Source organism: Pseudomonas sp. SWRI81 (genome assembly GCF_014268545.1).
GTDB lineage: Bacteria > Pseudomonadota > Gammaproteobacteria > Pseudomonadales > Pseudomonadaceae > Aquipseudomonas > Aquipseudomonas hamedanensis.
Genome location: NZ_JABWQS010000003.1, coordinates 227261 through 252619 on the forward strand (window position 1 = coordinate 227261; position 25359 = coordinate 252619).

The following is a 25359-nucleotide window of genomic DNA, read 5'->3' on the forward strand; positions in this document are numbered from 1 at the left end:
CCATGACCGACGTACCGGACCCGATGTCTTACCTTGACGGCCGCGATGAGCGTGCGATTGCCGGTGGCGCAAAGGTGATTTGGGGGTGTGCGCTGATGCTCGCCTGTTTCATTGCCTGGGCGGCGTGGTTTGAGATCGTCGAGGTCTCGACCGGCACCGGCAAAGTGGTGCCGAGCTCGCGCGAACAGGTGATTCAGTCGATGGAGGGCGGCATTCTTGAGCAGCTCAACGTCAGCGAAGGCGCTTTGGTCGAGCGCGGCCAGATCCTCGCCCAGCTCGACCCGGTGCAGAACCAGTCCAACGTCGGCGAAAGCGCGGCCAAGTACCGCGCGGCACTGGCGAGCGTCAATCGCTTGCAAGCCGAGGTCAGTGAAAAGCCGCTGGCGTTCGATCCATCGTTGCAAGCGTTCCCCGAGCTGATCCGCGCCGAAACCGAGCTCTACCAGACCCGTCGCAAAGGCCTGGCGGAAACCCTCGACGGTATTCAAAGCTCATTGAAATTGGTGCGCAGCGAACTGGCGATCACCGAGAATCTGGCGAAGATCGGCGCCTCGAGTCGGGTCGAAGTGTTGCGCCTGACCCGCCAGCGTTCTGAGCTGGAACTGAAGGCCACCGAAGCGCGCTCCGATTACATGGTCCGCGCCCGCGAAGATCTGGCCAAAGCCAACGCCGAAGCGCAGATGCTCGAAGCGGTGATTCGTGGTCGCACCGATTCGCTGTCGCGCCTGACCCTGCGCTCGCCGGTGCGTGGCATCGTCAAGGACATCGAGGTCAGCACGATTGGCGGCGTGATCGCGCCCAATGGTCAAGTCATGCAGATCGTGCCGCTCGATGAACAACTGCTGATCGAGACGCGCATCTCGCCGCGTGACATCGCCTTTATTCACCCCGGACAGGCGGCGAAAGTCAAAATCACCGCCTATGACTATTCGATCTACGGCAGCCTCGACGGCGAAGTGGTGACGATCTCGCCGGACACCCTCCAGGACGAAGCCAAACCGGAAATCTTCTACTACCGCGTGTTCATCCGCACCGCGTCGGACGAACTACGCAACAAGGCCGGCAAACGCTTCGCCATCGTGCCCGGGATGATCGCTACGGTTGACATTCGCACCGGCGAAAAAACCGTACTCGACTACCTGATCAAACCGCTCAACCGCGCGCGCGAAGCGTTGCGCGAACGCTGATCAGCGGCTGGCGAACTTGGTGGCCGGCGGCACCGTCGGGGTGATGCTGGCCAAGTAGCGCGACCATTCGCGATTGATCTCCGCGTAGGGCAGAAAAATGCTCACGCGCGGCTGATCCAGCAAATCCTGGCGTTTAAGCCGGCTGACATCGTCACGGGTCAGAAACGCGACGTTGATGCCTACGACTTTGCCATCTGCGGAAAATACCGGACCGCCAGACATGCCTTTCGCCAACGCGCCATTGTGGGTGCCGTAAAGCACGTTGCCCTCTTTGACGTCGAGGCGAACCATGGCCGGCAACGCCTGGCCGCTGCCCTTGACCGACAGGTACAACGAATTGAACCCCACCGAGGTCAGCTCTTCGCCAGGCTTGTAACCGCGCCATGCCGGCACACTGCTGGCCTTGTGGCGGAAGAACTGCACGTCCGCCTGCCCCTTGAACACCGCGCCTGACAAATAAGGAATGTGCTTCACCGTGACGGCGAAATCTTCATTCCATTGCACAGCCGAACCCATCAGCACGTAAGGCAAAGGCGCGCCGGAGTGAACGACAAAGGCGTGGTCTAAAACAGGATCCTGAACGAAAGCGACTGGCATTCCATTGCACCCGCTGAGCAGCAACGACGCTGCAACAACTGACTTGAGGAGGCGCATGTCTGGTACATCGTAAAGTGGGAAAAGGAGCTGCAATATGTCATTGCGCCATCACCTTAAGCAATAGGCTAAGACTACCGCTTGTCGACAGGCGATAAAGTGAGCTAATTGGATCCAGAGCACTGGGGAGGTGCTTGGTGGACGTAAAGTGATGAACACTCAGCCCAGAAACGAAAAAAGGGTTTGCATCGGCTTTCGCCAGCAAACCCTTGTTTCAAGATGGTGCCCGAAGCCGGAATCGAACCGGCACGCCCTTACGAGCGGGGGTACGGAGCTGCTGGTGCCGTTGTGGAAATCTCAAGATCTGGAACGCCGCCATTATCGAACAGATACATGTAATACCAAATGTTGGGCGTTGCTCCGCCCAAGCCGGTTTTGGTTATTGGAGCCGATACCACCAGTGTCTTTTATGTTCCAGGGATGAACGCTGAACCGCTATCGACTCCGAGCGAAGTACTGGACAACCATCGCGGCGCGAGTCCCTCAATATAGGCTTAGCCTACTCCGCCCTGCGCGGCAGCTATCGGTTTCGTCAGACCCGAGAGTTCGGTGATATCCGAGTTGGCGCCCGACTTCGCTGCGACCAGCGTAGCGCGCGCTGCTGGAGCATCGGCGTCATTGAGCATGCCCAGAATGAAAGCGGATAAATCCGTGATTACCTGGAGCTGCGCAACAGCGCGAACCCGAACCATCTGGTGGCCTCAGGCTGGATCGCCATGCCGGACGAGATCTCAATGGACGAAGCCCAAGCCGCGAAACTGTTCTACGCCGCCGGCGCCTGGCATCAGGTGAAGGCCGCAGCGTGAGACGTTTTCGCACCCAACAACGCAAACGACAGACCTGGCTGGACTTGCCCGCCAGCGGAATTGGAGAGGTAGGCCATGGCCGAAGTACAGGAGCCGACGAAGGAAGCGATCAAGCAGAAGAAAAAACGCGAGAAGGCAGCAGCAAAGGACGCTGCATTGGGCGTCGAGAAATTTACTATTGAGGTGGCCGGGGTGTTCAAGCCAGACCTCAAGCGGGTCATGGCCGCCCACGACATCAACAACCAGCAGGAGGTTTACAAGCTGCTGTTGATGAACCTGATCGCCGCCGACTTCGAAACCCATGCACAGATGCTGCAGTGTGTCACGACACCTTATGAGATTCCAGAGAAGGTGTCGCGAGCATTCTACGAAATAAGTATGGCCGAGGGTGCCCGAGATGCGGACGATGAAATTATTTCTCCGAGTTGATGCTCACTTCTTGCTATCGGCAGCAGCTTTAATTTTAGCAAGATGTTCTTGACGTTTATTTCGCGCCACATACCAATCTTTAATTAAAGTCTCGATCAGCTCTATGAGGAGCTGAGCCTCTGATGGCTCTACGTCTATAATTTCATTAATATCCTTCTCCATATGAGCGCCGATATTTCCAATCTGGCGCACGGCATCAATAGCAGACCAAGTATCAGGATCCACCTCATCTCTCAATGCTTCGATTTCGTCGACCAACCGTTTTTTAATAATGCCTTTGAAATCTCGTATTATTCCTTGAAGGCATCTACGAGAGAGCGTTGCAGAAGCTTTAGGACTAAGATCTCTAATCTTACAAGCCTCTTCATAATCTTGACGGATTGCGCTTGGAACATACTCAGGAAAAACTATTGCCAGACTATCCGGCCTTAATGTCCAATCACTAAATACTTCTTCAACCACATAAGAGCCATCAACAATTCCAGACCTTCCGAATCTTGCTTTGAGTGTCACATCTCGACATTGAGGATTGGGACAAACAATCGAAGTAATCGTAACCATTAAGTCGACTTCGTACTTATTATTATCGCTGAACTTAAAATTAGCCCCAGAAATATTTTGATTGGTTATTGTCGAATTATGCCCACAAAATGGGCATTGCCAATTAAATGCCATGCGTCTTCCTTTAGATTTTCGATCTATTCAACATACGCTATAAGCGATCGAACAGAGACCGACCGCATGTCGGTAATCAGTAATACCCCAACCCAAACCAAATTGCCACCACCGGTCACGGATGGCGGCGCCTGGCTGGAGATAATCCATGGACAAGAACACGAAGATCCTGATCCCGGAAATCCCCGGCGAGTGGACGCAGCTCCTGCGCTCAGGGAAAACAAACATCTGGAACGAAGCCAGGCATGGCAAGCCGCACACCAATGGCTTGCCGGAGGTCAGGCTTGACTCCCGAAACAGGGCTTTATGCCGAGCGTATCGATTGAGCTTGGTATTGGGTGTCTGGCTGCGCCAAGTGCAACGGAACAGGTGAGAAGTACGGTTACTAGGTGTGCGACAAGCACAACGTATGCCGCCTGTGCGGCACTCACCGCTCTAAGCTCACGGAAACACCATGGGGCCACTCTGACAGTTTCATCTGCATAGCCTGTCAGGACGCCGAAGACGCAGTATTGAAAGCCGAGCCGCTGGCCAAGGTCGCAGAGCGCGACTACGACGAGTGGGATTATCGCGCCCAAGACGAATGCAAGTGCCCGCACTGCGCCACGGTGATTCACATTGAGTCGGAAGATTACGGCGACAAAAACATGGTCTGTGACACCTGCGGCAGAGAGTTCGAGCTGGTCATCGTGTACACGGTTCAGTTCACAGCCACCGTGATTGGCGAGCGAATCACCGCCTGATCCGGCTCCCTGCCGGGACAAAAACCGATACCCTGTTCCGACAAATTTCGCTAATCGGATAGTGCTGCGGCAATCGTTAATCGCTCATTGAGCAACATGAGGATGTTCATCAGCATCTTGAATTTTACTTTCAACAATTTCAGCTAGTTTGGCAGAATATTTATAACCGTATACGGCCTCGTACCCATTGTAGAATTGCTCTGTCTCACGAAAATCTCTAAACAAGGGCCAGTCATGATAGCTTAGCTCAGTTATAAACTCACCGTCTTGCCCTAACCTGACCATCAAATCAGAAGCGAGGTCCAAGTCCCCAACTAAAACCTCGTAAGCCAACCTAAAATCATAAGTGGTTGCACTCCAGTCAAATTTATCCAATACGCTTTTTGCAGCGGCAGGTTGATCAATGGCCTTCAAAGCGATTGCATAATTTACAGCATACATTCTCTTATAGACTTCTTTAGAAATCTTCGGAAGACTAAGCGCAAACTTACTAAGCGAAATCGCATTCTTCCAACTCTCATCCTGAAGAAAATCGAATATAAGTCTATTTAAAGATATATCAGCAACCTCCAGATCATCTGGAATTAACTTTCTCCAAAGAGTTTGCCCAAGCATAGTTGCTACTTCAGCAGCTACATGACACGCACTGAAAAAATATTTCCCTCCAATTTTCAGTTGATCACCGGCATTTACAGACTTATCCACTTTACAGTTTTGCTCTTTGCATATTTGCAAATACTGCTTACTTACAATGCCATCACAATGAGTGAAGAGATTTCTGCGCTGCCCCATTTCAACAAAATTTGGCCAACTTTCAAACTTTGTAAGTGGAAGCCCAAACCTATTTTCGAATTCCTTGAACTGCTCTATATAGCTCTTTCTTCTCAGAGACTCGACTTCCTTATCAAGAACCACCTCTTTCAAATCGTCTATGGACGCATAGTTTAAAACCTCTGATAATGGCATGTCACGATTGATGTTTTTGTACAAGTGCGGTGCACATCGGTAAATAGCAAAGACCAATTCGCCTACAAACTTGTCATAACAGGAAAAAATATTTACAAATAAACTTCTTTCCATCGTGTCTATCGGCAATGACTTGGAGTGCCTTTCAAGCTTCCTCAATACCTGAGCCACCTCCCTCATATTGACAATTTTTTCGGCAGCACTGCTAATACAGTCCGGATCTAGACTACATGCATCAAGCTCAGCAAAGAGCTCGTCATATTTTAGATTATAAGTATCAATAGCCGAACTAATAAACAAACGCGCACAATCTTCTATATCTAAAACCCTATGTATAAAATCAACAATAACTTTACCAATAGGATGTTCTTCATCTACTTCGGATTCATCTATCGACTCATCCGAAACCTCAACTCCTAAATCACTAGGATCTTGTTCTTTTCGATCAATTGAGCCATTGCCGTCCACCAAGCCAGTTTTCCCTGCAATTAAGGAAAGGTTGGTTTCAATCTCTGCCTGCTCGGCAATGCAGGGAATCCCTAGCTCAGTTGCTACCTTAGCACTCAATTTTGATCCCTTACGACGATTTGATTTAGCTACTTTCTCTCACATTAACGAACGATAGACAAGCATTTTGCCACTACCTTCAACGAGCCTGATAACAGCTTGATCTAGCCAAGACCTTTCCCATCACTTTCTCCGGGCATGCCCCGGCATAGAACATTGCCATGCTCATAGAAAACATCCGCAAGGTGGTCGCCGACTCTTTGGTCGGGATGATCTCCGCCGTAACATCGATGACCCCGCCTGCGAACGAACCGTTGCCCAACTTCATTCAAGGCCCGATTGACCGCGCGGTTGAGCGGATCAGCGCCGCGGTTGCGCCAGGCGTTACGGCCGCATGCTCTCGTATCAACCGCCTGTACCTGGCCGGGCCGATGACTGGCTTCGAAGATTTCAACTTTCCCGTCTTCAACAAGATGGCCGCAGAACTGCGCGCCCGAGGATACGTCGTGGAGAACCCGGCGGAGCACGGCGTGGTCGACGGTGCGGACTGGGCCGACTACATGGCCTACGACCTGACCCGCCTCGGGCTCTGCGGCCAAGTCGCGGTGCTGCCCGGCTGGGAGAACTCGAAAGGCGCCCCGCTCGAAGTGCACATTGCCCGCGAGCTCGGCATGACGGTTGTGAATGCCCATGATCTGGTATCGATGAAGATTGCAGGATGAGCGAGTTCAAACGAGAAGAGCGTTACATCGTCGTCAAACTCAAGCACTTGGCAGGTCTGGAAGTTGCCCCTTTGCGAAATTTTCTGCGCGAAATCATGTTCCAGCGCTCGATTGCGTTGTAGTCGAATCTGATTGGCCTGAGTACGACAAAGTATGGCGGTCGATTGAGCGCCGGATGACCGGGCAGCCGCCAGTGACTGCTGCCGAGGAATTGGAAGCGGTGCTGCACTGGCGTGATAAGCACTCGATCGCGATAAAGGAGCGTGACGCCCTGCAGCAGCGCCTGAACGCGGCGGATCAGCTCAACGACGAGCTAGGGGCTGTGCTGAAGGATTTGATCAGTGCCGTACGATCAATCAACCGCAGACCTGCCTACAAGTTCACGGTTATTGGAGACGATGAGCCGCAGTATCGGCAGCGAAAGGAATGGATCGACTGGGTCTTGGAGCTTTGCGACACAGCAGCCGCTGGGTTGGCCCAGCCCTCCCCGGTAGCGATGGTGCTGCCTGAGCGCAAGCCTGCCAACGTTCGCACCAAACAACGAGATGCGCGCCCGCCTCGAGTGCAAGAACAAAGGCTACAACGAAGCTCTCGACGACGTCGCAAACCTCAACGGCCAGCAGTAATTCCCTCCCCCTTCAAAGTCAGCCGCTATAGCGGCAAGGACGAGCTCGACCATGGAAAAGAACAAACTCGGCCCGGACCAATACCGCTATGTCGACGAAATGGACCCGCAAGGCTTGGAGGTCATCTGCAAAAAATACGTGGTCATCGGTGAAACCGAGCAGTGCTGGTACATCGTGGAGGAATTCCATAACAGCCTCTTCGACGGCCCGCATCGTGAGTCGATAGCAGTACCGCAAGTGCGTGCTGAAGGATGGCGGCGAGCACGGCCGGCGATTCGCCTACACCGACAAGGCTCTGGCGCTGCGCTCGTACAAAGCCCAGTGCGCCATGCCTAGTTGTCGATCGAGCGCGCCCAGGCTGCCATTGCTTATTTCGGCGATGCCAAGACCGAAAGTACCGTGCCCGCTGATTGTCGGGTGATTCCATGCGAATACATTCAGGCCATGAATTGGAGCAAGTGCGGATAATTTTCAAATGCATTGCCGGCTGCACCCTCTTCTTCTGGCTTTCATTGGTACTGACTATAAAGGCGGTGATCTCGTGAGCGATCCAAAACCGAAACCTTGTCCTGAGTGCGGCGGCGACGACCTCGAAGTCGACAGCGCCGCGAATGCTGCGAGCTGGGTTGAATGCCGCGGCTGTGACTTCAAGCTCCAGCACGACTGCTCCGAAGAGGCGGTGATCCGCCGCTGGAATAAGCTCGAACGCAAAGCCAAGCGGGTGACGCCATGATCGCCCTCGCCTGGTTCTACCTCGTCTACATCTACTGATTTATCCCTTCAGTTGTAAACCCCCACTTGACTACTCAATGCTTGCCGCCACGCGCGGCATGGAGCATCACATGACCATCCCGTTTTTAACTCACGAGGAGGTTGGCGAGCTCACCGGCGCGCGGACCAAGGCAGGTCAGATCCTCAACCTGAAAAAGAACGGCGTTCGCCATATGATTAAAATGAACGGCTGGCCAAGTGTCACCGCGATGGCGGTCACCGTCGTCGGCGCATTTGAATCTGAAAAGCCCGTATGGAAATCACGTAAGGCCAGCTGACATGGGAAGACGACCAAGCAAACCCGGCTCAATCGCCAGGCGGCGGGAACGCAAGAAAGCCAGTGGCCGGGTGTTTTATTACTACGACACGGGGGGCAAGGACCGCAAGGAAATTCCGCTGGGCTGCGATTACGGCTTGGCGATCATGGAATATGCGAAGCTTGAGCGTGATCGCACCGCTACCGATCTGGTGGCGAAGGTCATCACCTTCCGCTACGTCGCCGAAAAATACATGATCGAAGTCGTCCCCAGCAAAAGCGCGGCCACCCAGGCTGACAACAAGCGCGAGTTGAAGAATCTGATCGCTTTCTTCGACACCCCACCCGCGCCGCTGGAAACGATCGAGCCGTTGCACGTACGCCAGTACCTGACATGGCGCAAGGCCGCGCCGGTGCGCGCGAACCGCGAGAAGGCGCTGCTCAGCGTCATCTGGAGTTACGCTCGGGACAAGGGTTATACGCCTATTGCCAATCCATGCGCAGGCATCAAGGGCAACAAGGGAAACTGGCCGGGACACGTATGTCGAGGATGCGCTGTTCAAACGCGTGCACGACAAGGCCGATGTGGGCCTGCAAGACGCAATGGACCTCGCCTATCTGACCGGACAACGGGTGACAGACACCCGGCTGATGGACGAGCGCGACGTGCGCGACGTGCAGATCTGGGTGCAGCAAGGCGAGACAAAGGCGAAGCGTCGGGTCGAAATAACCGGGGAGCTGAAGGTTTTGATTGATCGAATCACGTCCCGGAAGTCAGAACATAAGGTCCGCTCGACGCGGCTGATCGTTACAGCGGACGGCACATCAATAACGGTGGCAATGTTGCGAAGAAGGTTTGACATGGCCAAGGAGGCCGCCGGCGTGCCGAAAGCTCAGTTTCAGATGCGCGACTCGCGCGCCAAGTAGGTACCGACAAGGCAGAATCCAGCGGTGATATTCTGCAAGCCAGAGATTAACTTGGGCATGCGACGGTGGTTATGACCGAGCAGTACATCTGCAATCGCAAGGGCAAAAAGGTCATGCCTACCAAGTGAATTGCGGACCAAGTCCGAAATTGCGGACCAGAAACAAACAAGGGTTTGCATCGGCTTTCGCCTGCAAACCCTTGTTTCAAAGATGGTGCCCGAAGCCGGAATCGAACCGGCACGCCCTTACGAGCGGGGGATTTTAAGTCCCATGCGTCTACCAGTTTCGCCATTCGGGCGGTAGCGCGGTACTGCTTTGCTTCACGGTCGGTAGCGATCCTGACAGGATCCTGCCGGACAGCAGTGCGGGAAATATATACATCACTCCCCGGTGAAGCAAGTTCGCAATGGCTGTATTTCAAGACAAGGTCTTGCAACGCATCGCAAATAAAAAAGCTCCGTAAATCATGGATCTACGGAGCTTGTTTAAAGTGGAGGCCGAGGTCGGAATCGAACCGGCGTAGGTGGATTTGCAATCCACTGCATAACCATTTTGCTACTCGGCCTCAAAGCATCTGCTGTCAGTAGCGCAACAACAGACACGTACAAATTGGAGCGGGAAACGAGACTCGAACTCGCGACCCCGACCTTGGCAAGGTCGTGCTCTACCAACTGAGCTATTCCCGCTTGGTGTGGCGCATTCTATAGAATTAAGAAGCCCCGTCAACCCCTTGATTCGAAAAAGTTTTATTTCTTTTCAACATCAGTCTTCAGATGCGGCCAGGCCGCGCGAAGGTATTGCACCATCGACCACAAGGTCAGGCCGGCGGACACCATCAACAGTGCGTAACCCAGAATAACCCAGAAGCTGAAATCCTTCGGATTGGCCAGCAGGATCACCAGCGCGAGCATCTGCGCGGCGGTTTTCCACTTGCCCAGGTTCGAGACGGCTACATGTGCACGGGCGCCGAGTTCGGCCATCCATTCACGGAGTGCCGACACCACAATCTCGCGACCGATGATGACTGCCGCTGGCAATGTGAGCCACAGATTACCGTGTTCCTGCACCAGCAACACCAGTGCAACGGCGACCATCAATTTGTCGGCGACCGGATCGAGAAACGCACCAAACGGTGTGCTTTGCTCAAGACGACGGGCCAGATAACCGTCCAGCCAGTCGGTGGCCGCCGCGAAGGCAAACACCGAAGCGGACGCCATGTAACTCCATTGGTACGGCAGGTAAAACAGCAAAATGAAGATCGGGATAAGCAGGACGCGTAGAACGGTAATCAGATTAGGGATATTCATCGGCACAACTGGCTACGAGGTGAGGGGGCATTCTACTCGCTATGCAGGTTCGCATAAATCGACTCTGCGAGCTTTTTACTGATCCCCGGGGCTTTGGCGATCTCTTCGATGCTTGCACGAGACAGCTCCTGCAATCCACCAAAATGTTTCAACAGGTCACGGCGGCGGGTTGGACCGACCCCCGCCACCCCTTCCAGCGTTGACGTGCGGCGGGTCTTGCCGCGGCGGGCGCGGTGCCCGGTAATAGCGAAGCGATGGGCCTCGTCACGGATCTGCTGGATCAGGTGCAGGGCCGGCGAATCGCCGCGCAGAGTGAACTCGTGCGCTGCATCATTCAGATACAACGTTTCGAAGCCGGCCTTGCGCGTTGCGCCCTTGGCCACGCCCAACAGGATCAGATCCGGCACGGCCAGTTCGTTTAGCACGTCACGGGCCATCGACAACTGGCCCTTGCCACCATCGACCAGCAGGATGTCCGGCAACTTGCCCTCTCCATCCTTGAGCTTGCTGAAACGTCGAGTCAGCGCCTGGTGCATGGCCGCATAATCGTCACCCGCCGTTACACCTTCGATGTTATAGCGGCGGTAATCCGACTTGATCGCGCCTTCAGGGCCGAACACCACGCAGGACGCGACGGTGGCCTCGCCGCTGGAGTGACTGATGTCATAGCATTCCAGGCGTTGCGGCGGCTCGTCCAGATTGAGCACCTCGGCCAGCGCTTCGAAACGTGCGGCGGTGTGCTGCCGGTTCGCCAGACGCGCGCCCAGCGCCTGTTCAGCGTTGGTCACGGCCAATTGCTGCCAGCGCGCCCGCGTGCCACGCACCCGGTGACTGATGGCCAGCTCGCGCCCCCGCAACTCATGGATCGCTTCGATCAGCGTCGGGAAATCTTCGTGCACCACATTGACGATCAATTCGCTCGGCAGATCGCGCTCGGGACTGCTGATGTAATACTGGCCGAGGAAGGCTGCCATCACTTCAGAGACGTCTTCTTCAATCCCGACCTGCGGGAAGAAGTTCTTGCTGCCCAGCACCCGACCACCGCGCACGCTGATCAAATGCACACAGGCGCCGCCCGGGTTGACGAACGCTGCGATGACATCGATCTCGCCCGTGCCGCCCTCCATGCTTTGTTGATCCTGTACGCGCCGCAGCAACGCGATCTGGTCGCGCAGTTCGGCTGCCCGCTCAAATTCGAGATTGACCGCAGCCTCCTCCATCGCGGTAGACAGCTCATTGGTCAGCGCATGGCTGCGCCCCTCAAGGAACATCACCGAGTGGCGCACGTCTTCGGCATAAACCTCAGGTTCGACCAGCCCCACACAGGGCGCCTTGCAACGCTTGATCTGAAACTGCAGGCACGGGCGAGTACGGTTTTTGTAATAACTGTCTTCGCATTGGCGCACGAAAAAGGTTTTTTGCAAGAGGCTGAGACTTTCGCGAATGGCGCCGGCGCTGGGATAAGGCCCGAAGTACTTGCCCTTGGCTTTTTTGGCCCCGCGATGAATGCTCAGCCGCGGAAACTGGCCGTCAGACAGAAACACGTAGGGGTAGGACTTATCATCGCGCAACAGAATGTTGTACGGCGGCCGCCATTCCTTGATCAGCGTCTGCTCAAGCAGCAGCGCTTCAGTCTCGTTGGCGGTGATGGTCGTTTCGACCTGGGCGATACGGCCGACCAGCGCGGCAGTTTTCGGCGCCAGCCCGGTCTTGCGGAAATAACTGGCCAGACGCTTCTTGAGGTTTTTCGCCTTGCCCACGTACAGCAGGCGCGCCTCGCTGTCGAACATGCGGTAAACGCCAGGGCGTCCGCTGACGGTCGATAGAAAAGCGCCGGAATCGAATGCTTCAGTCATGGTCAGGCGCTGGCATCCACCATGCCGTGACGAACCGCGAGGAGTGTCAACTCGACGTCGCTGCTGATCGAGAGCTTCTCGAAAATACGATAACGGTAGGTGTTCACGGTTTTTGGCGACAAACACAACTTGTCGGAGATGATCTGCACCTTTTGGCAACCGACGATCATCAGCGCGATCTGAATCTCACGCTCGGACAAGGCGTCGAACGGTGAATCGTTGGTCGGCTGAAAGGATTTGATCGCCAACTGCTGGGCGATCTGCGGGCTGATGTAGCGCTGGCCGGCGAAGACCAGGCGAATAGCCTGCACCATTTCCGGCAAACCTGCCCCTTTGGTCAGATAGCCAGCGGCCCCGGCCTGGAGCAATCGCGTGGGAAACGGGTCTTCTTCGCACACCGTCACGGCAACCACTTTGATATCCGGATGGCTGCGCAATAGCTTACGCGTGGCTTCCAGTCCGCCGATGCCGGGCATCTTGACGTCCATCAGCACCACGTCAGGCTTTAATTCTCGCGCCTTGATCAGGGACTCTTCACCTGATTCAGCCTGACCCACCACCTGCAGGCCATCGATATCGGCCAGCATTCGTGTAATGCCTGTACGAACGAGATCATGGTCATCGACCACTAGCACCCTAATCAAGCAGACACCTCGCGATATGGTCTTATTGGGTTGCCGGACACCTTAGCAAAAAGTGCCTGACAGACCTAGCAGCAAGCTGCATTTAAAAAGTTTCAATTCATCATCCGGAGCTTGCCCGGCGCGGGTTTCAGCGCACAGGTGTACTTAAATCCAGCTGCATCCTCAGGAAACACTCGTCCCTGCCCTGCACTCGCAGCCCCTTGCGCCAATACAACCGTTGCGCCGGATTAGTCTCGAACACGGTGAGACGCACGGCCGGGTGTCTTGCCTGACATGCCCTATCGATAACCTGATCAATCGCCCAGGAACCCGCACCGCGCCCTTGATAATCCTCGGCAATCTGCAACTCGCGAATGTACAGCGCCCGCGCATCCTGGCTGAGGCTGAAAAAACCGATCGGCATACCCGCCAGGAGGATGAGCCAGTTTTCGCGACCGCTCCACCCGGCATCGAACGCCGCGTCCTGCCACAACAAATCGTAGTCAATGTAATAGTGCAGCATGTTCGCGCACGTCAGGTCGCGCGCAAAACCAAGGTCATCTTCAGTGGCGCGACGTATCTGGAAGCTCATTCACCCCTCCTGCCTGGATAAACGCGGAGTGTGCCACAACCTTTGCCGCGCTCGAGTGATAGGCGTTTTACTCGGCGGGCGATAGCATTTTCTGATTGCTGATGCGTGCAGGCCTCTAGTAAGCTCGGCGCATTCATCGGAGACAGACCATGCTCAACGCCCCTTCACAGCTATCGATCGCCAGCGCACCGCGCTCGGTTGCGGCTGTCCGGGTGAATGACGCCTGCGCTCCCGTGAGCTTTTATTTTGGGTATTGGTTTAGCCACTGGCGCGCCTGATACCCACACGGCGCCCAAGACAACGGGTCGCCAACCAGAGATTTTCTCAACCCCCGGTCGGCCTCCCGACCGGGGGTTTTGTTTTTTTCAGAACCCGTTTTTCAGCAGCACACCAGACACCTTGAGGATCAAACCATGAACTACGCCACTTATTACCGTTACGACAGCTTTAGCGCCTGGCGATTTACCAGCCTCCGCTCGGGACAGCCTGCCGCCTCCGATCGGTCACCCACAGGTGGCAAACACGCAGTCGTGGCCAGTACGGCCAATTGTCGAACACCCCAGTAGGGTCGAGTGCGCGGGAAGCCCCCGCCACTGGCCCAGGAAGACCGAATATGAACTCGTCCGTTTCCGCATTGCCGCTGTCCTCCCTCAATTGCGCCAACGAAGCACTGACCGTGCGTCTGCCAAGCTCGCTGCAACTCAAGCAGCAATTGCCGTTGAGCAACGCCTTGAGCCAGCAAGTCACTGCTCATCGCCAGGCCGTTCGCGCGATCCTCAACGGCGAAGATCAGCGCCTGTTGGTTGTCGTAGGCCCCTGCTCCATCCACGATCCTCAGTCCGCGCTTGAATACGCCAGCCAGCTCGCCGGCCTCGCCAATGACGTCAGCGGCGAAATGCTCCTGGTGATGCGCGCCTACATTGAAAAGCCACGCACGACCGTCGGCTGGAAGGGCCTGGCCTACGATCCGCATCTGGACGGCAGTGACGACATGGCCGCTGGCTTGAACCTGTCGCGCGAACTGATGCTGGAAATGATCCGTCTCGGCTTGCCGATCGCCACGGAACTGCTGCAACCAATGGCCGCCCATTACTTCGACGACCTGCTCAGTTGGGTTGCGATTGGTGCGCGCACGACCGAATCGCAGATACACCGTGAAATGGCCAGCGGCCTGAACCTGCCGGTGGGTTTCAAAAACGGTACCGATGGCGGCGCAGCGGTAGCCGTCGATGCAATGCGTTCTGCCGCCCATGCGCATCGGCACTTCGGCGTCGACAGCCAGGGCCACCCGGCGATTATTCAAACCCCCGGCAACCCCGACACGCATCTGGTCTTGCGCGGAGGCCACCTCGGTCCCAACTACGATGAAACGAGCGTCGCCAGCCTCAACGCCGAGCTGAAACGCGTGAAGATCCCCAGCCGAATCATGGTCGATTGCAGCCATGCCAACAGCGGCAAGGACCCGTTACGTCAACCGGCGGTGTTCAACGATGTGCTTGAACAGCGGCTGCGCGGCGATCATTCGCTTATCGGCATGATGCTCGAATCTCATCTGTTCGAAGGTTGTCAGCCACTGAGCGCATCGCTGCGCTACGGGGTGTCGATTACCGATGGCTGCCTTGGCTTCGAGGCAACCGAGCGCTTGTTGCTTGATGCCGCCCGGCGCCTCGCTTCGCACCGCTGACGCAGCAGCCATGTCGCCCGCCGCTTTCAAATGAAACCGGCGGGTGTTGCGCCCAGGCTACGCCTCTACCCTCAGGTGTCTCACCGCCGAGCGCTGACTGACATCATCCAGACGCTCGACTGTGTAGGCAATCCGCACGGTGGTCCCCTGGTGCTCGCGCCAGAACCGGTGGGGCACAATGAATATCAGCGGCTGACCGGCCGTTTCCCGGGTAATTTCCCGATCATCGCGATGATTGAATAGATCGCCGTCGCACTTGAGATAAACCAGCTCATCTTCCTGCGCTTGCGCATTGGCGATTTCGACAGTAATGCCATCCGTCGAATCCGCTACCGAGAGCACATCGTCGACGGCTTCAAGCACATCTGGAGCGTCCAGCTCGCCGCGCAAAAGCGGACCGATGAAGACACTGGCAGGGTCTGACAGCCGAACCGCGCCGCACACTGACTCGACACGATAGTCCACGCTGACGCGATCGCCACGGTGCGCCTCGATGTACCGAGCTGGAATCCAGAACGACAACATGTCGCCGACAGCAAATGGCTGCACGGTCAGCGCATCGTTGAACGTTTCTGATGACTGGGTTCCACGCCACGCCATTAGCACCCGGTCGCCCGTCGACATTCGCGCATAAGGTTGCAACGTGACCAGCACACCCTCCTCGACGCGTGAGGGGTCCAGCGTTCCGCCCACCATGTTTTCAATATGCGGTGCCAACAGCCGCGTCCGGACGTCGCCGACAGACAATTGCAGGCGCCCGGATTCAAGCGGTGCTGGCAGGTCGGCGCTCAGCAGTGTCCAGAAAACCTGCAGCGACCCGCCATCGAGCGCGGCCACGTGCATGCCCTTGATAACGAACACGAGGTCCTGGCCCACCAAGGCTTCGCTGACAAACCGGACCCTCTCGTGCTGGTAGGCAAAGCCTTCGATGTCCAGGCCCTCCCAATAAAGATGCACCTGATCTCCACAAACCATGCCGGCATAGGCGGCGACACGGACGACGACCCTGGCCAGGGCGGGATCGAGCACATCGCCTTGCAGCCCGGCAATCACCGGTGCCGGCAACGCCTCCGGCGCTGGGCGGACATTGTTCGAGTGGCATGTGTAATAGCAAAACCCAACTTCGTGATGAGTCATTCTCGGCTCCATTCCCTGGATAACGTAGCGCCCTCATGGGCGATATCGACACCATGCATTGAACGCTTTGCACGTGTTTTTTTATGTCAGCGCGATACGTCGCGAGTCCAGCGCAAAGGCTACGAGCCGAGTAGGCAAGCAAGCCAAAATGGGTGTCATTGAGGTTTAAGACGTCCAGATATTCCGACTTGGATTTCATGGAGATCCGAAACGTCTTACGTGCCCTAGTCCAGTTTCAACATAAACATGAAGCCTCTTCGTACTTCTTCAATCCAAAGGGTGTTTTAGAGTGGCCAGCAGATTTCCCCGATGAACCACTTCGAAAAAGGTAAGAACATGCAACGGAATGCTCCGACTCGTTACCCCATCCTGCTTGTACACGGTCTGTTCGGGTTCGAACGGATAGGCCATTTCGAGCTGTTTCATGACGTCAAGGACGCCTTGAAAGCAGTCGGCAACCGAGTGTTTGTTCCGCACCTGTCCGCCACCCACAACAACGAAACGCGAGGCGCACAGCTGCTGACTCAGATCGCCTGTGTGCTGCGAGGCACAGGTGCAGAAAAAGTCAATCTCATTGGGCACAGTCAGGGCGCATTGGCGGCTCGCTACGCTGCGGCGGTTACCCCAGACAGCGTCGCATCAGTGACGTCGGTGAGCGGCCCGAACCACGGCTCGGAGCTGGCGGATTTTCTGCGCAAGGCGCTGATTCCCGGCAAATTGCCGGAAGCGGTGGCCCAGAATGTGGCGACACAGTTCGCCGACTTCCTGTCGCTGCTCAGTGGGACCACGGCGTTGCCGCAGAGCGCGGTGGCGGCACTCAATGCGCTGACCACGGAAGGTGTCGGCGCATTTAATGACAAATACCCGCAAGGATTGCCCGACACGTGGGGAGGACATGGCCCGGCCAAGGTCAACGGTGTGCACTATTACTCCTGGAGCGGCGTGCTACCCAGCCAGCAGATGCCGACACTGGATCCGGTTCAAGGCATGTGCCAGATACTGGCGCACTACTTCACCACCGAGCCGCAACAGAATGACGGCTTCGTCGGTCGCTTCAGCTCTCATCTGGGACAGGTGATTCGTTCCGACTATTCACTGGATCATTTGGCCAGTCTGCGTCGTCCCGTCACCGCCACTCGCTCTTCGCCCGACCCGATCGAGCTGTACGTCGAGCATGCCGAGCGCTTGCGGACTGCCGGCCTGTAAGCGAGACGCGGACGGAACTTTGCCGAGAATTCGTCCCCTGATTGCGGTAGGCTCCGCACTTTACTGATAAATGATTGGAGAGTTTTCCCATGGCTAAAGCCACTGCCCGCCACATCCTGGTTTCCAGCGAAGACAAGTGCAACGAACTCAAGGCCCAGATTGAAGGCGGTGCCGACTTCGCCGAAGTCGCCAAAACCAACTCCAGCTGCCCGTCCAGCCGTCAGGGCGGCGACCTGGGTTCGTTCGGTCCTGGCCAGATGGTCAAGGAGTTCGACACCGTGGTGTTCAGCGCACCGATCAATGTCGTACAAGGCCCGGTGAAAACCCAGTTCGGTTATCACCTGCTGGAAGTGACCAGCCGTCAGGACTGATGTTGAACTGATTGCGCGCAACGGCCCGCCCTTTGGTGGGCCGTTGTGTTTCAGTTACACATGCGACTGGCGACTGGCGCGCCTCTCGCGTACAACTTGCGCTTATCGATTTCCCGGTTCCAAGGCTGACGATGCGACTGGTTTTCCCGACATTGATGCTCACCGCCCTCGCACTCTTTTCGAGTGTCGCCAGCGTGAACGCTGCCCCACAACACGCGTTGACCGTATACGGCGAACCCGCCAAATATCCTGCCGGGTTCAGCCACTTCGACTACACCAATCCGCAAGCGCCGAAAGGCGGCACGATGCGCCGCTCGGCACTGGAGATCGGCCACTTCGACCATCTGCTGCCCTATATAGACAAAGGCATCGGCGTTACCCAGATCGACGGTCTGCTGTATTCGCCACTCGCCCAGCGCTCGCTGGACGAGCCGTACACCGTCTACGGTCTGGTGGCGCAGAAGATGGAGCGTTCAGATGATGGCCTGTCGCTGCGCTTCTTCATCAACCCCAAGGCGCGTTTTGCCGACGGCAAGCCGATCACCGCCGAGGACGTGCGCTATACCTATGACCTGCTGATGACCCAGGGCAGCTTGCGTTATCGCACCCAGTTTGCCGACGTCAGAGGCGTCGAAATCGAGGCGCCGCTGATTGTGCGCTTCGACTTCAAAAGCAACGAAAACCGCACCCTGCCGCTCGATATCGCAACCCTGCCGGTACTCCCCGAACATTGGTGGAAGCATCGCGACTTCGCCGGCGGCGGCGGTTATGAACCCCCTTTGGGCAGCGGGCCATATCGCGTGGGCAAAGTCGATTCCGGGCGCAGTATCACCTTCGAGCGCAACCCCGACTGGTGGGGCAGCGACCTGCCGGTCAGTCGCGGTTTGTATAACTTCGACCACTTCAGCATCGAGTACTTCGGCGATACCGACGTCGCCCGTCAGGTTTTGCGTGGCGGCGCGTACGACTACAACCGCGAATTCTCCGCCACCGGTTACTCGATCGGCTATGACAGCCCGGCCCTGAGTGACGGTCGCTTGCAAAAGGCGCATCTGGCCACCGAGGCACCACAGTCGGCGCAGGGTTTTGTGTTCAATCTGCAAAAACCGATGTTCCAGGATCGCCGCGTGCGTCAGGCGCTGGCAATGCTGTGGGATTTCGAATGGAGCAACCGGCAGATGATGCGCAATCTGTACATTCGCCAGCAGAGCTATTTTTCCAACACCGCCCTCGCCGCCCGGGAACTGCCCGACGCAGCGGAACTGAAAATCCTCGAACCGCTGCGCGGCCAGGTGCCTGACGAAGTCTTCAGCAAGGTCTTCGAAGCCCCGAAGACCGATGGCAGCGGCATCATCCGTGACAAACAACTGCAAGCCCTCGAGCTGCTTGAGCAGGCCGGCTGGAAGCCCGACGGCGATCAACTGGTCAATGCCGACGGCGAGCCGCTGAGCTTCACTTTTCTGGTCAGCCAGAACGGCATGGACCGCCTGTTGCTGCCCTACAAGCGCACGCTGAAACAGATCGGGATTGACCTCAACATCCGCCGGATCGACTCCTCGCAATACGTCAACCGACTGATGAGCCGCGATTACGACATGATCGTCACGGGCTATCCCGTGTCGACGTCACCGGGCGGCGAGTTGCTCAATTACTTCGGCTCGGTGTCGGCGAACGATCCGGGGGCCAACAACTACATGGTGTTGAAAAACCCCGCCGTCGATACCCTTATCAACGGTCTGATACGCGCATCGACGCAATCCGACATGCTCCACTATGCCCATGCGCTGGACCGGGTCCTGCAGTGGAATTACTACTGGATTCCCAACTACTACCCGCCCGGTTCCTCGACGGTCTGGTGGAACCGCTTCGGCATCCCGTCGGTTCAGGCCAGCAATGACGAAGCCATCGAGAGCTGGTGGGAAATCAGCACCACAGCGCTGACCAACCAGCAGATGACCGCCGAGAAAATCGCTCGCGGCAGACCCGGAGGGCCGCGCTGATGTGGGCCTACATTCTGCGGCGTCTGCTGCTGATCATCCCGACACTGGTGATCATCCTACTGGTCAATTTTGTGATTATTCAAGCCGCGCCCGGCGGCCCGGTCGAGCAGGCCATCGCCCACCTGCAAGGCATCGGCGGGGCCGGGGCCAGTGTCGGCGGTGGCGCGAGCGAAACCCTCAGCGGCACGTCCCGCGCCAGTCGAGGCCTGGACCCGCAACTGATCAAGGACATTGAAAAACAGTACGGCTTCGATAAACCGGCCCACGAACGCCTGTGGCTGATGCTGAAAAACTATGCGCAACTAGACTTCGGCAAAAGCTTCTTTCGTGGTGCCACGGTGACCGATCTGATCCTGGAAAAGATGCCGGTGACGATTTCCCTCGGCCTTTGGGCGACCCTGATCACCTATCTGGTGTCGATTCCGCTGGGCATCCGCAAGGCCGTGCACCATGGCAGTCATTTCGATATCTGGAGCAGCACGGCGATCATCATCGGTTATGCGATGCCGGCCTTCCTGTTTGCGATGTTCCTGATCGTGGTGTTCGCCGGCGGCACCTCGCTGAACTGGTTTCCGGTGCGCGGTCTGGTCTCCGACAACTTCGAGTCGCTGTCGACGCTGGGCAAGATCGCCGACTACTTCTGGCATCTGGTGTTGCCAGTGACGGCGTTGGTGATCGGCGGATTTGCCACGCTGACGATCCTGACGAAGAACTCGTTTCTGAATGAAATCACTCGCCAGTATGTGGTGACCGCAAGAGCCAAAGGCCTGAGCGAGCGCCGCGTTCTGTACGGGCATGTGTTTCGCAATGCAATGCTGCTGGTGATATCAGGCCTGCCCCAGGCTTTCATCAGTGTGTTCTTTGCCGGCTCATTGCTGATCGAAGTGATTTTCTCCCTCGACGGTCTCGGACGCATGAGCTACGAAGCGGCGGTGTCGCGCGATTATCCCGTGGTGTTCGGCTCACTGTTCATCTTCACCTTGTTCGGCCTTTTGATAAAACTGATCGGTGACCTCTGCTACACGTTGGTGGACCCGCGTATCGACTTCGCTGCGAGGAACGCCTGATGTTCAAGCTTTCCCCGCTGGGCCGTCGACGCTTTGAGCGTTTCAAGAAAAACCGCCGCGGCTGGTGGTCGCTGTGGCTGTTTATCGGACTGTTTGTCATGACGCTGGGCGGTGAGTTGATCGCCAACGACAAACCGCTGATGGTCAGCTATCAGGGCCAGTGGTATTTCCCGGTGTTCAAACGCCACACCGAGCAGGCATTCGGCGGGCAACTGCCGTTCCAGGCCGACTACCGCAGCGACTATGTGCAGAACCTGATCCGCAAGGACGGTGGCTGGCTGCTGTTTCCACCGATTCCGTTCAGTGACGACACCCCCAATTACGACTTGAACAAACCGGCGCCGAGTCCTCCGACATCGGTCAACTGGCTGGGGACCGACGACCAGGCGCGCGACGTGTTGGCACGGGTGATCTTCGGCGCACGGGTTTCGATCCTGTTTGCCTTGTTGCTGACGTTGGTCAGCGCGCTGATCGGTATCGGCGCCGGGGCGCTGCAAGGCTATTACGGCGGTTGGGTCGACCTGCTCGGCCAGCGTGTGCTTGAGGTCTGGTCGGGACTGCCGGTGCTTTATCTGCTGATCATCCTCTCGGGTTTTGTCGAACCCAATTTCTGGTGGCTGCTCGGGATCATGGCGCTGTTTTCATGGTTGGCCCTGGTGGATGTGGTACGCGCCGAATTCCTGCGCGGGCGCAACCTGGAATATGTCAAAGCGGCGCGCGCATTAGGCCTGACGGACCGCAAGGTCATAATCCGGCACATCCTGCCCAATGCCATGAACGCGACGCTGAGCTATCTGCCGTTCATTCTGACCGGGGCGATCTCGACCCTGACTGCACTGGACTTCCTCGGCTTCGGCATGCCCGCCGGCAGCGCCTCGCTGGGTGAACTCATCGCCCAAGGCAAACAGAATCTGCAAGCGCCATGGCTCGGGCTGACCGCGTTTTTCACCCTTGCACTGATTCTTTCCCTGTTGGTTTTCATCGGCGAAGCGTTACGTGACGCCTTCGACCCTCGATCCTGAAGCGTGGCCATGACCGATAACCTGATTGAAATTCGTCATCTCACCGTCGCCTTCCATGGCCAGCCAGTGGTGCGTGACCTGTGTCTGGACATCCGTCCCGGCGAATGCCTGGCCCTGGTTGGCGAGTCGGGCTCGGGCAAATCGGTAACCGCGCATTCGATCCTGCAACTGCTTCCCGAAGCCGAGGCGCACACCACTGGCAGCATTCGTTATCGCGATCAGGAGCTGCTTGGGGCCGACCCCAAAGTATTGCGGGAACTGCGCGGCAATCGCATCGCGATGATTTTTCAGGAGCCGATGACCTCGCTCAATCCGCTGCACACCATTGAAAAGCAGATCGGCGAAACCCTGCTGCTGCATCGTGGCCTCGGCGGCAAGCAAGCGCAGCAACGCATCCTGGAACTGCTCGGGCTGGTCGGCATTCAGAAACCTGCCGAGCGGCTCAAGGCTTACCCGCATCAACTCTCTGGCGGCCAACGCCAACGGGTGATGATCGCGATGGCCCTGGCTTGCGAACCGGAGCTGCTGATTGCCGACGAACCGACCACGGCACTGGATGTCACCGTGCAGCGCAAAATCCTGCTGCTGCTCAAATCGCTACAGAAACGGCTGGGCATGTCGCTGCTGCTGATCAGTCACGACCTTAATCTGGTGCGCAGCATTGCCCAGCGGGTCTGCGTGATGAAAGCCGGCGAGATTGTCGAGCAGGCGCCGTGCGATACCCTGTTCACTGAACCCAAACACCCCTACAGCTGCGTGCTGCTCAACGCCGAACCCGAGGGCGAGGCATTGCCTCGGGACGAACGCGAAAACGTGTTGGAAGTCGATGATCTCAAGGTCGAGTTTGTCGTCGGCGGCGGGCTGTTTCAGCGCAAGCAATACCTGCGCGCCGTGGACGGCATCAGCCTGAGCATCCAGCGCGGCAAGACCTTGGGCATTGTCGGCGAGTCCGGCTCCGGCAAGTCCACGCTGGGTCAGGCAATCCTGCGCCTGCTCGACTCCGAGGGCAGCATTCGCTTTCAGGGTGAAGCGCTCGACGGCCTCAATCAGAAACAACTGCGCCCGTGGCGACGGCAGATGCAAGTGGTGTTTCAGGATCCGTTCGGCAGCCTCAGCCCGCGCATGTCGGTGGCGCAAATCATCAGCGAAGGCCTGGAAGTACATTGCGCATCGAGCGCCGATGAATGCGACGCGCAAGTGATCCGCGTGCTTGAAGAGGTCGGACTTGATCCGCAAAGTCGCCATCGCTACCCCCATGAGTTCTCGGGCGGGCAACGTCAGCGTATCGCCATTGCACGGGCACTGGTGCTGAAACCGGCGCTGATCCTGCTCGACGAACCTACCTCGGCGCTCGATCGCACCGTGCAGAAACAGGTGGTCGCCCTGCTCCGCCAGCTTCAGGAAAAACACGGCCTGACCTATTTGTTCATCAGCCATGATCTGGCAGTGGTGCGCGCGCTGGCGCACGACATGATTGTGATAAAGGACGGCCAGGTGGTCGAGCGCGGTGCCAGTCATGACGTGTTCGACAACCCGCAGCACCCGTATACCAAAGAGCTGTTGGCGGCGGCGCATCCGGGGTAGGCATAATCGGCGCTCGGCTTGAAACCGCGTCGCGGCCTTTGCGAGCAGGCTCGCTCCCACAGGGTAATTGGGGCAGCGAGCCTGCTCGCGAAAGGCCGGCGCTGGCAACACACAACCAGGATCAGCCTTCATGAACACCACCGAAAGCCTCAAGGACTATCAACGGGTGCGCACCCTGGCGATCCGCTCACTGTTCGAAATCATCGAGCAGTCGAGCGAAGGCACGGTGATTGTCGACCGCGACGCCAATATCGTCTGGATGAACGAGCGCTACGCCCGGCGGTTCGGCCTCGAATCGGCGGCAGGCGCGATCGGCAAAGCCTGTGAAAGCGTGATTCCTGGCAGTCTGTTGCGTGAAGTGGTGCGCACCGGGCGCCCGATTTTGCTGGACATGCAGGACACGCCGAAGGAACCGTTGGTAGTGATGCGCTTGCCGATTCACGACGACGCCGGCACGGTGATCGGCGCAATCGGTTTCGCGCTGTTCGACGAGCTGCGCACCCTGTCGCCAATGCTCAAGCGCTACCTGAGCATGCAGGAAGAACTCGCCTCGACCCGCTCCCTGCTGCGCGCTCGCCAGACCAAATACAACTTCGCCCATTTCATCGGCACCAGCGCGGCCAGCCTCGAAGTCAAACGCCGGGCGCGGCGCAGTGCCAGTGCCGACTCGCCGGTGCTGTTGCTGGGGGAAACCGGAACCGGCAAGGAACTGCTCGCGCAGGCGATCCACAGCGCTTCGCCCCGCGCCCACAAAGCCTTCGTCAGCATCAACAGTGCGGCCATTCCCGAGGCGTTGCTGGAAGCCGAATTTTTCGGCACGGCACCCGGTGCTTTCACTGGCGCCGACCGCAAGGGCCGCACTGGCAAACTGCAGATCGCTCAGGGCGGGACGTTGTTTCTCGACGAGATCGGCGACATGCCGCTGCCGCTGCAAAGCAAATTGCTACGCGTATTGCAGGAGAAAGAGTTCGAACCGGTCGGTTCCAATGAGGTGATCCAGAGCGACGTTCGGGTGATCGCGGCTACTTCGACGGACCTACAGGCGGCGATCAAGCGCGGCGAATTTCGCGCCGATTTGTACTATCGCCTCAATGTCCTGCCAATCCACGTACCGCCGCTGCGCGAGCGCCTTGATGATTTGCCGGCGCTCAGCGAAGCGATCCTTGAAGAGCTGCGCAGCCAGCATGAATTGCACCGTGATGCGCTGGCATTGCTCGGGGAACATGCCTGGCCGGGGAACATCCGCGAATTGCGCAATGTGCTGGAACGGGCGGCACTGCTCAGCGATGACCTGATCCTGACGGAAAGTGATCTGCGCGCGGCCATTGGCACTTTAACACCGGTCGAGCGCAGCGCTGCGCCGCCGGTGCCAGCGCTGACCGGGGAAACATTTGCTCAGGCACGAGCACGATTCGAGCGGCAACTGATTGAATCGACCGTGGCGCAATGCGCGGGGAAAGTCCCGGAGGCTGCGGTTCGGTTGGGGCTTGGACGCTCGACGCTGTACAAGAAGATGGTGGCGCTGGGGCTGGCTTAGTCTCCATATAGAGATATTGCATCTCCTTTTGAAGACAAGAGCAAAAGCTTCGCGAGCAAGCCCGCTCCCACAGGGAAACCGGGCTCCAAATGTGGGAGCGGGCT

The 25359-nt window shown here is 57.3% G+C and carries 25 protein-coding genes, 3 tRNA genes and 1 pseudogene; 18 read left to right on the forward strand and 11 right to left on the reverse strand.

The window, feature by feature from the left end; all coding sequences use genetic code 11:
• Positions 1-2: 2 nt before the first annotated feature.
• A complete protein-coding gene (locus HU765_RS03590) occupies positions 3-1187 on the forward strand; it encodes an HlyD family type I secretion periplasmic adaptor subunit (protein WP_186619086.1) in 1185 nt (394 codons plus the stop codon).
• On the opposite strand, the gene HU765_RS03595 is transcribed toward HU765_RS03590, so the two are convergent.
• Complete coding sequence (locus HU765_RS03595) at positions 1188-1784, reverse strand: trypsin-like peptidase domain-containing protein (protein ID WP_186619066.1); 597 nt, start codon at positions 1782-1784, stop codon at positions 1188-1190.
• Between the two features lie 938 nt (positions 1785-2722).
• On the opposite strand from HU765_RS03595, the gene HU765_RS03600 reads away from it, so the two are divergent.
• On the forward strand, positions 2723-3076 hold the full coding sequence (locus tag HU765_RS03600; protein WP_186619067.1) for a hypothetical protein: 354 nt from the start codon (positions 2723-2725) through the stop codon (positions 3074-3076).
• A gap of 3 nt (positions 3077-3079) precedes the next feature.
• On the opposite strand, the gene HU765_RS03605 is transcribed toward HU765_RS03600, so the two are convergent.
• Complete coding sequence (locus HU765_RS03605; RefSeq protein WP_186619068.1) at positions 3080-3751, reverse strand: DUF4145 domain-containing protein; 672 nt, start codon at positions 3749-3751, stop codon at positions 3080-3082.
• Between the two features lie 148 nt (positions 3752-3899).
• Here HU765_RS03605 and HU765_RS26750 point away from each other — a divergent pair, with 148 nt between their 5' ends.
• Together HU765_RS26750 and HU765_RS26755 are read left to right on the forward strand one after the other, a co-directional pair.
• Entirely contained in the window at positions 3900-4124 is a 225-nt protein-coding gene (locus HU765_RS26750) for a hypothetical protein (RefSeq protein ID WP_238344635.1), read from the forward strand.
• A gap of 139 nt (positions 4125-4263) precedes the next feature.
• Positions 4264-4494, forward strand: coding sequence for a hypothetical protein (locus HU765_RS26755; RefSeq protein WP_238344636.1), 231 nt, complete (start codon positions 4264-4266; stop codon positions 4492-4494).
• 84 nt (positions 4495-4578) lie between these two features.
• Here HU765_RS26755 and HU765_RS03615 read toward each other — a convergent pair whose 3' ends face one another.
• A complete protein-coding gene (locus tag HU765_RS03615; RefSeq protein ID WP_186619069.1) occupies positions 4579-6027 on the reverse strand; it encodes a hypothetical protein in 1449 nt (482 codons plus the stop codon).
• 161 nt (positions 6028-6188) lie between these two features.
• Between HU765_RS03615 and HU765_RS03620 the strand changes: the two genes are divergently transcribed.
• The 6 genes and pseudogenes from HU765_RS03620 (at position 6189) to HU765_RS03640 (ending at position 9397) form a co-directional block, all read left to right on the forward strand.
• Positions 6189-6689, forward strand: a complete 501-nt coding sequence (locus tag HU765_RS03620; protein WP_238344637.1) for a DUF4406 domain-containing protein — start codon at positions 6189-6191, stop codon at positions 6687-6689.
• Positions 6686-6811, forward strand: coding sequence for a hypothetical protein (locus tag HU765_RS26990; RefSeq protein ID WP_272973364.1), 126 nt, complete (start codon positions 6686-6688; stop codon positions 6809-6811). The genes HU765_RS03620 and HU765_RS26990 overlap by 4 nt, the downstream gene beginning before the upstream one ends.
• A 555-nt stretch (positions 6812-7366) precedes the next feature.
• The gene (locus HU765_RS03625) at positions 7367-7651 is read left to right on the forward strand and encodes a hypothetical protein (protein WP_238344638.1); all 285 of its coding nucleotides are present in this window, start codon (positions 7367-7369) and stop codon (positions 7649-7651) included.
• Between the two features lie 205 nt (positions 7652-7856).
• Positions 7857-8048: a Lar family restriction alleviation protein gene (locus HU765_RS03630; RefSeq protein ID WP_186619070.1), complete on the forward strand. Its 192-nt coding sequence runs from the start codon at positions 7857-7859 to the stop codon at positions 8046-8048.
• Between the two features lie 109 nt (positions 8049-8157).
• The gene (locus HU765_RS03635) at positions 8158-8364 is read left to right on the forward strand and encodes a DUF4224 domain-containing protein (RefSeq protein WP_238344639.1); all 207 of its coding nucleotides are present in this window, start codon (positions 8158-8160) and stop codon (positions 8362-8364) included.
• 1 nt (position 8365) lies between these two features.
• Positions 8366-9397 (forward strand): annotated as a pseudogene (locus HU765_RS03640) (tyrosine-type recombinase/integrase).
• An 83-nt stretch (positions 9398-9480) separates the two neighbouring features.
• Here the strand turns inward: HU765_RS03640 and HU765_RS03645 are convergent.
• The 7 genes from HU765_RS03645 to HU765_RS03675 all read right to left on the reverse strand — a co-directional run bounded on the left by HU765_RS03645 (position 9481) and on the right by HU765_RS03675 (position 13647).
• Positions 9481-9567, reverse strand: a tRNA-Leu gene (locus HU765_RS03645).
• A gap of 193 nt (positions 9568-9760) precedes the next feature.
• A tRNA-Cys gene (locus HU765_RS03650) sits at positions 9761-9834 on the reverse strand.
• 45 nt (positions 9835-9879) lie between these two features.
• A tRNA-Gly gene (locus HU765_RS03655) sits at positions 9880-9955 on the reverse strand.
• 60 nt (positions 9956-10015) lie between these two features.
• Complete coding sequence (gene pgsA / locus HU765_RS03660) at positions 10016-10576, reverse strand: CDP-diacylglycerol--glycerol-3-phosphate 3-phosphatidyltransferase (RefSeq protein ID WP_007950102.1); 561 nt, start codon at positions 10574-10576, stop codon at positions 10016-10018.
• 32 nt (positions 10577-10608) lie between these two features.
• A complete protein-coding gene (gene uvrC, locus HU765_RS03665; protein WP_186546395.1) occupies positions 10609-12432 on the reverse strand; it encodes an excinuclease ABC subunit UvrC in 1824 nt (607 codons plus the stop codon).
• Positions 12433-12434: 2 nt separating this feature from the next.
• On the reverse strand, positions 12435-13076 hold the full coding sequence (gene uvrY, locus HU765_RS03670) for a UvrY/SirA/GacA family response regulator transcription factor (protein ID WP_024012761.1): 642 nt from the start codon (positions 13074-13076) through the stop codon (positions 12435-12437).
• A 127-nt stretch (positions 13077-13203) separates the two neighbouring features.
• Positions 13204-13647 (reverse strand): GNAT family N-acetyltransferase, encoded by a 444-nt coding sequence (locus HU765_RS03675; RefSeq protein WP_186619071.1) that lies wholly within the window; start codon positions 13645-13647, stop codon positions 13204-13206.
• A 613-nt stretch (positions 13648-14260) separates the two neighbouring features.
• Between HU765_RS03675 and HU765_RS03680 the strand changes: the two genes are divergently transcribed.
• Positions 14261-15331, forward strand: coding sequence for a 3-deoxy-7-phosphoheptulonate synthase (locus HU765_RS03680; protein WP_186619072.1), 1071 nt, complete (start codon positions 14261-14263; stop codon positions 15329-15331).
• A gap of 57 nt (positions 15332-15388) precedes the next feature.
• Here the strand turns inward: HU765_RS03680 and HU765_RS03685 are convergent, their stop codons facing one another.
• Positions 15389-16468, reverse strand: a complete 1080-nt coding sequence (locus HU765_RS03685; RefSeq protein WP_186619073.1) for a hypothetical protein — start codon at positions 16466-16468, stop codon at positions 15389-15391.
• A 336-nt stretch (positions 16469-16804) separates the two neighbouring features.
• Between HU765_RS03685 and HU765_RS03690 the strand changes: the two genes are divergently transcribed.
• The 7 genes from HU765_RS03690 (at position 16805) to HU765_RS03720 (ending at position 25255) form a co-directional block, all read left to right on the forward strand.
• Positions 16805-17674 (forward strand): triacylglycerol lipase, encoded by an 870-nt coding sequence (locus HU765_RS03690; RefSeq protein WP_186619074.1) that lies wholly within the window; start codon positions 16805-16807, stop codon positions 17672-17674.
• A gap of 89 nt (positions 17675-17763) precedes the next feature.
• Positions 17764-18045, forward strand: a complete 282-nt coding sequence (locus HU765_RS03695; RefSeq protein WP_186546400.1) for a peptidylprolyl isomerase — start codon at positions 17764-17766, stop codon at positions 18043-18045.
• Between the two features lie 131 nt (positions 18046-18176).
• Positions 18177-20045: an extracellular solute-binding protein gene (locus tag HU765_RS03700; protein ID WP_186619075.1), complete on the forward strand. Its 1869-nt coding sequence runs from the start codon at positions 18177-18179 to the stop codon at positions 20043-20045.
• Complete coding sequence (locus HU765_RS03705) at positions 20045-21112, forward strand: microcin C ABC transporter permease YejB (protein WP_186619076.1); 1068 nt, start codon at positions 20045-20047, stop codon at positions 21110-21112. Before HU765_RS03700 ends, HU765_RS03705 begins: the two co-directional genes overlap by 1 nt.
• The gene (locus HU765_RS03710) at positions 21112-22134 is read left to right on the forward strand and encodes an ABC transporter permease (protein ID WP_186619077.1); all 1023 of its coding nucleotides are present in this window, start codon (positions 21112-21114) and stop codon (positions 22132-22134) included. The genes HU765_RS03705 and HU765_RS03710 overlap by 1 nt, the downstream gene beginning before the upstream one ends.
• A 9-nt stretch (positions 22135-22143) precedes the next feature.
• Positions 22144-23718: an ABC transporter ATP-binding protein gene (locus tag HU765_RS03715; RefSeq protein ID WP_186619078.1), complete on the forward strand. Its 1575-nt coding sequence runs from the start codon at positions 22144-22146 to the stop codon at positions 23716-23718.
• A gap of 130 nt (positions 23719-23848) precedes the next feature.
• Entirely contained in the window at positions 23849-25255 is a 1407-nt protein-coding gene (locus HU765_RS03720) for a sigma 54-interacting transcriptional regulator (protein ID WP_186619079.1), read from the forward strand.
• The last annotated feature ends 104 nt before the right edge of the window (positions 25256-25359 follow it).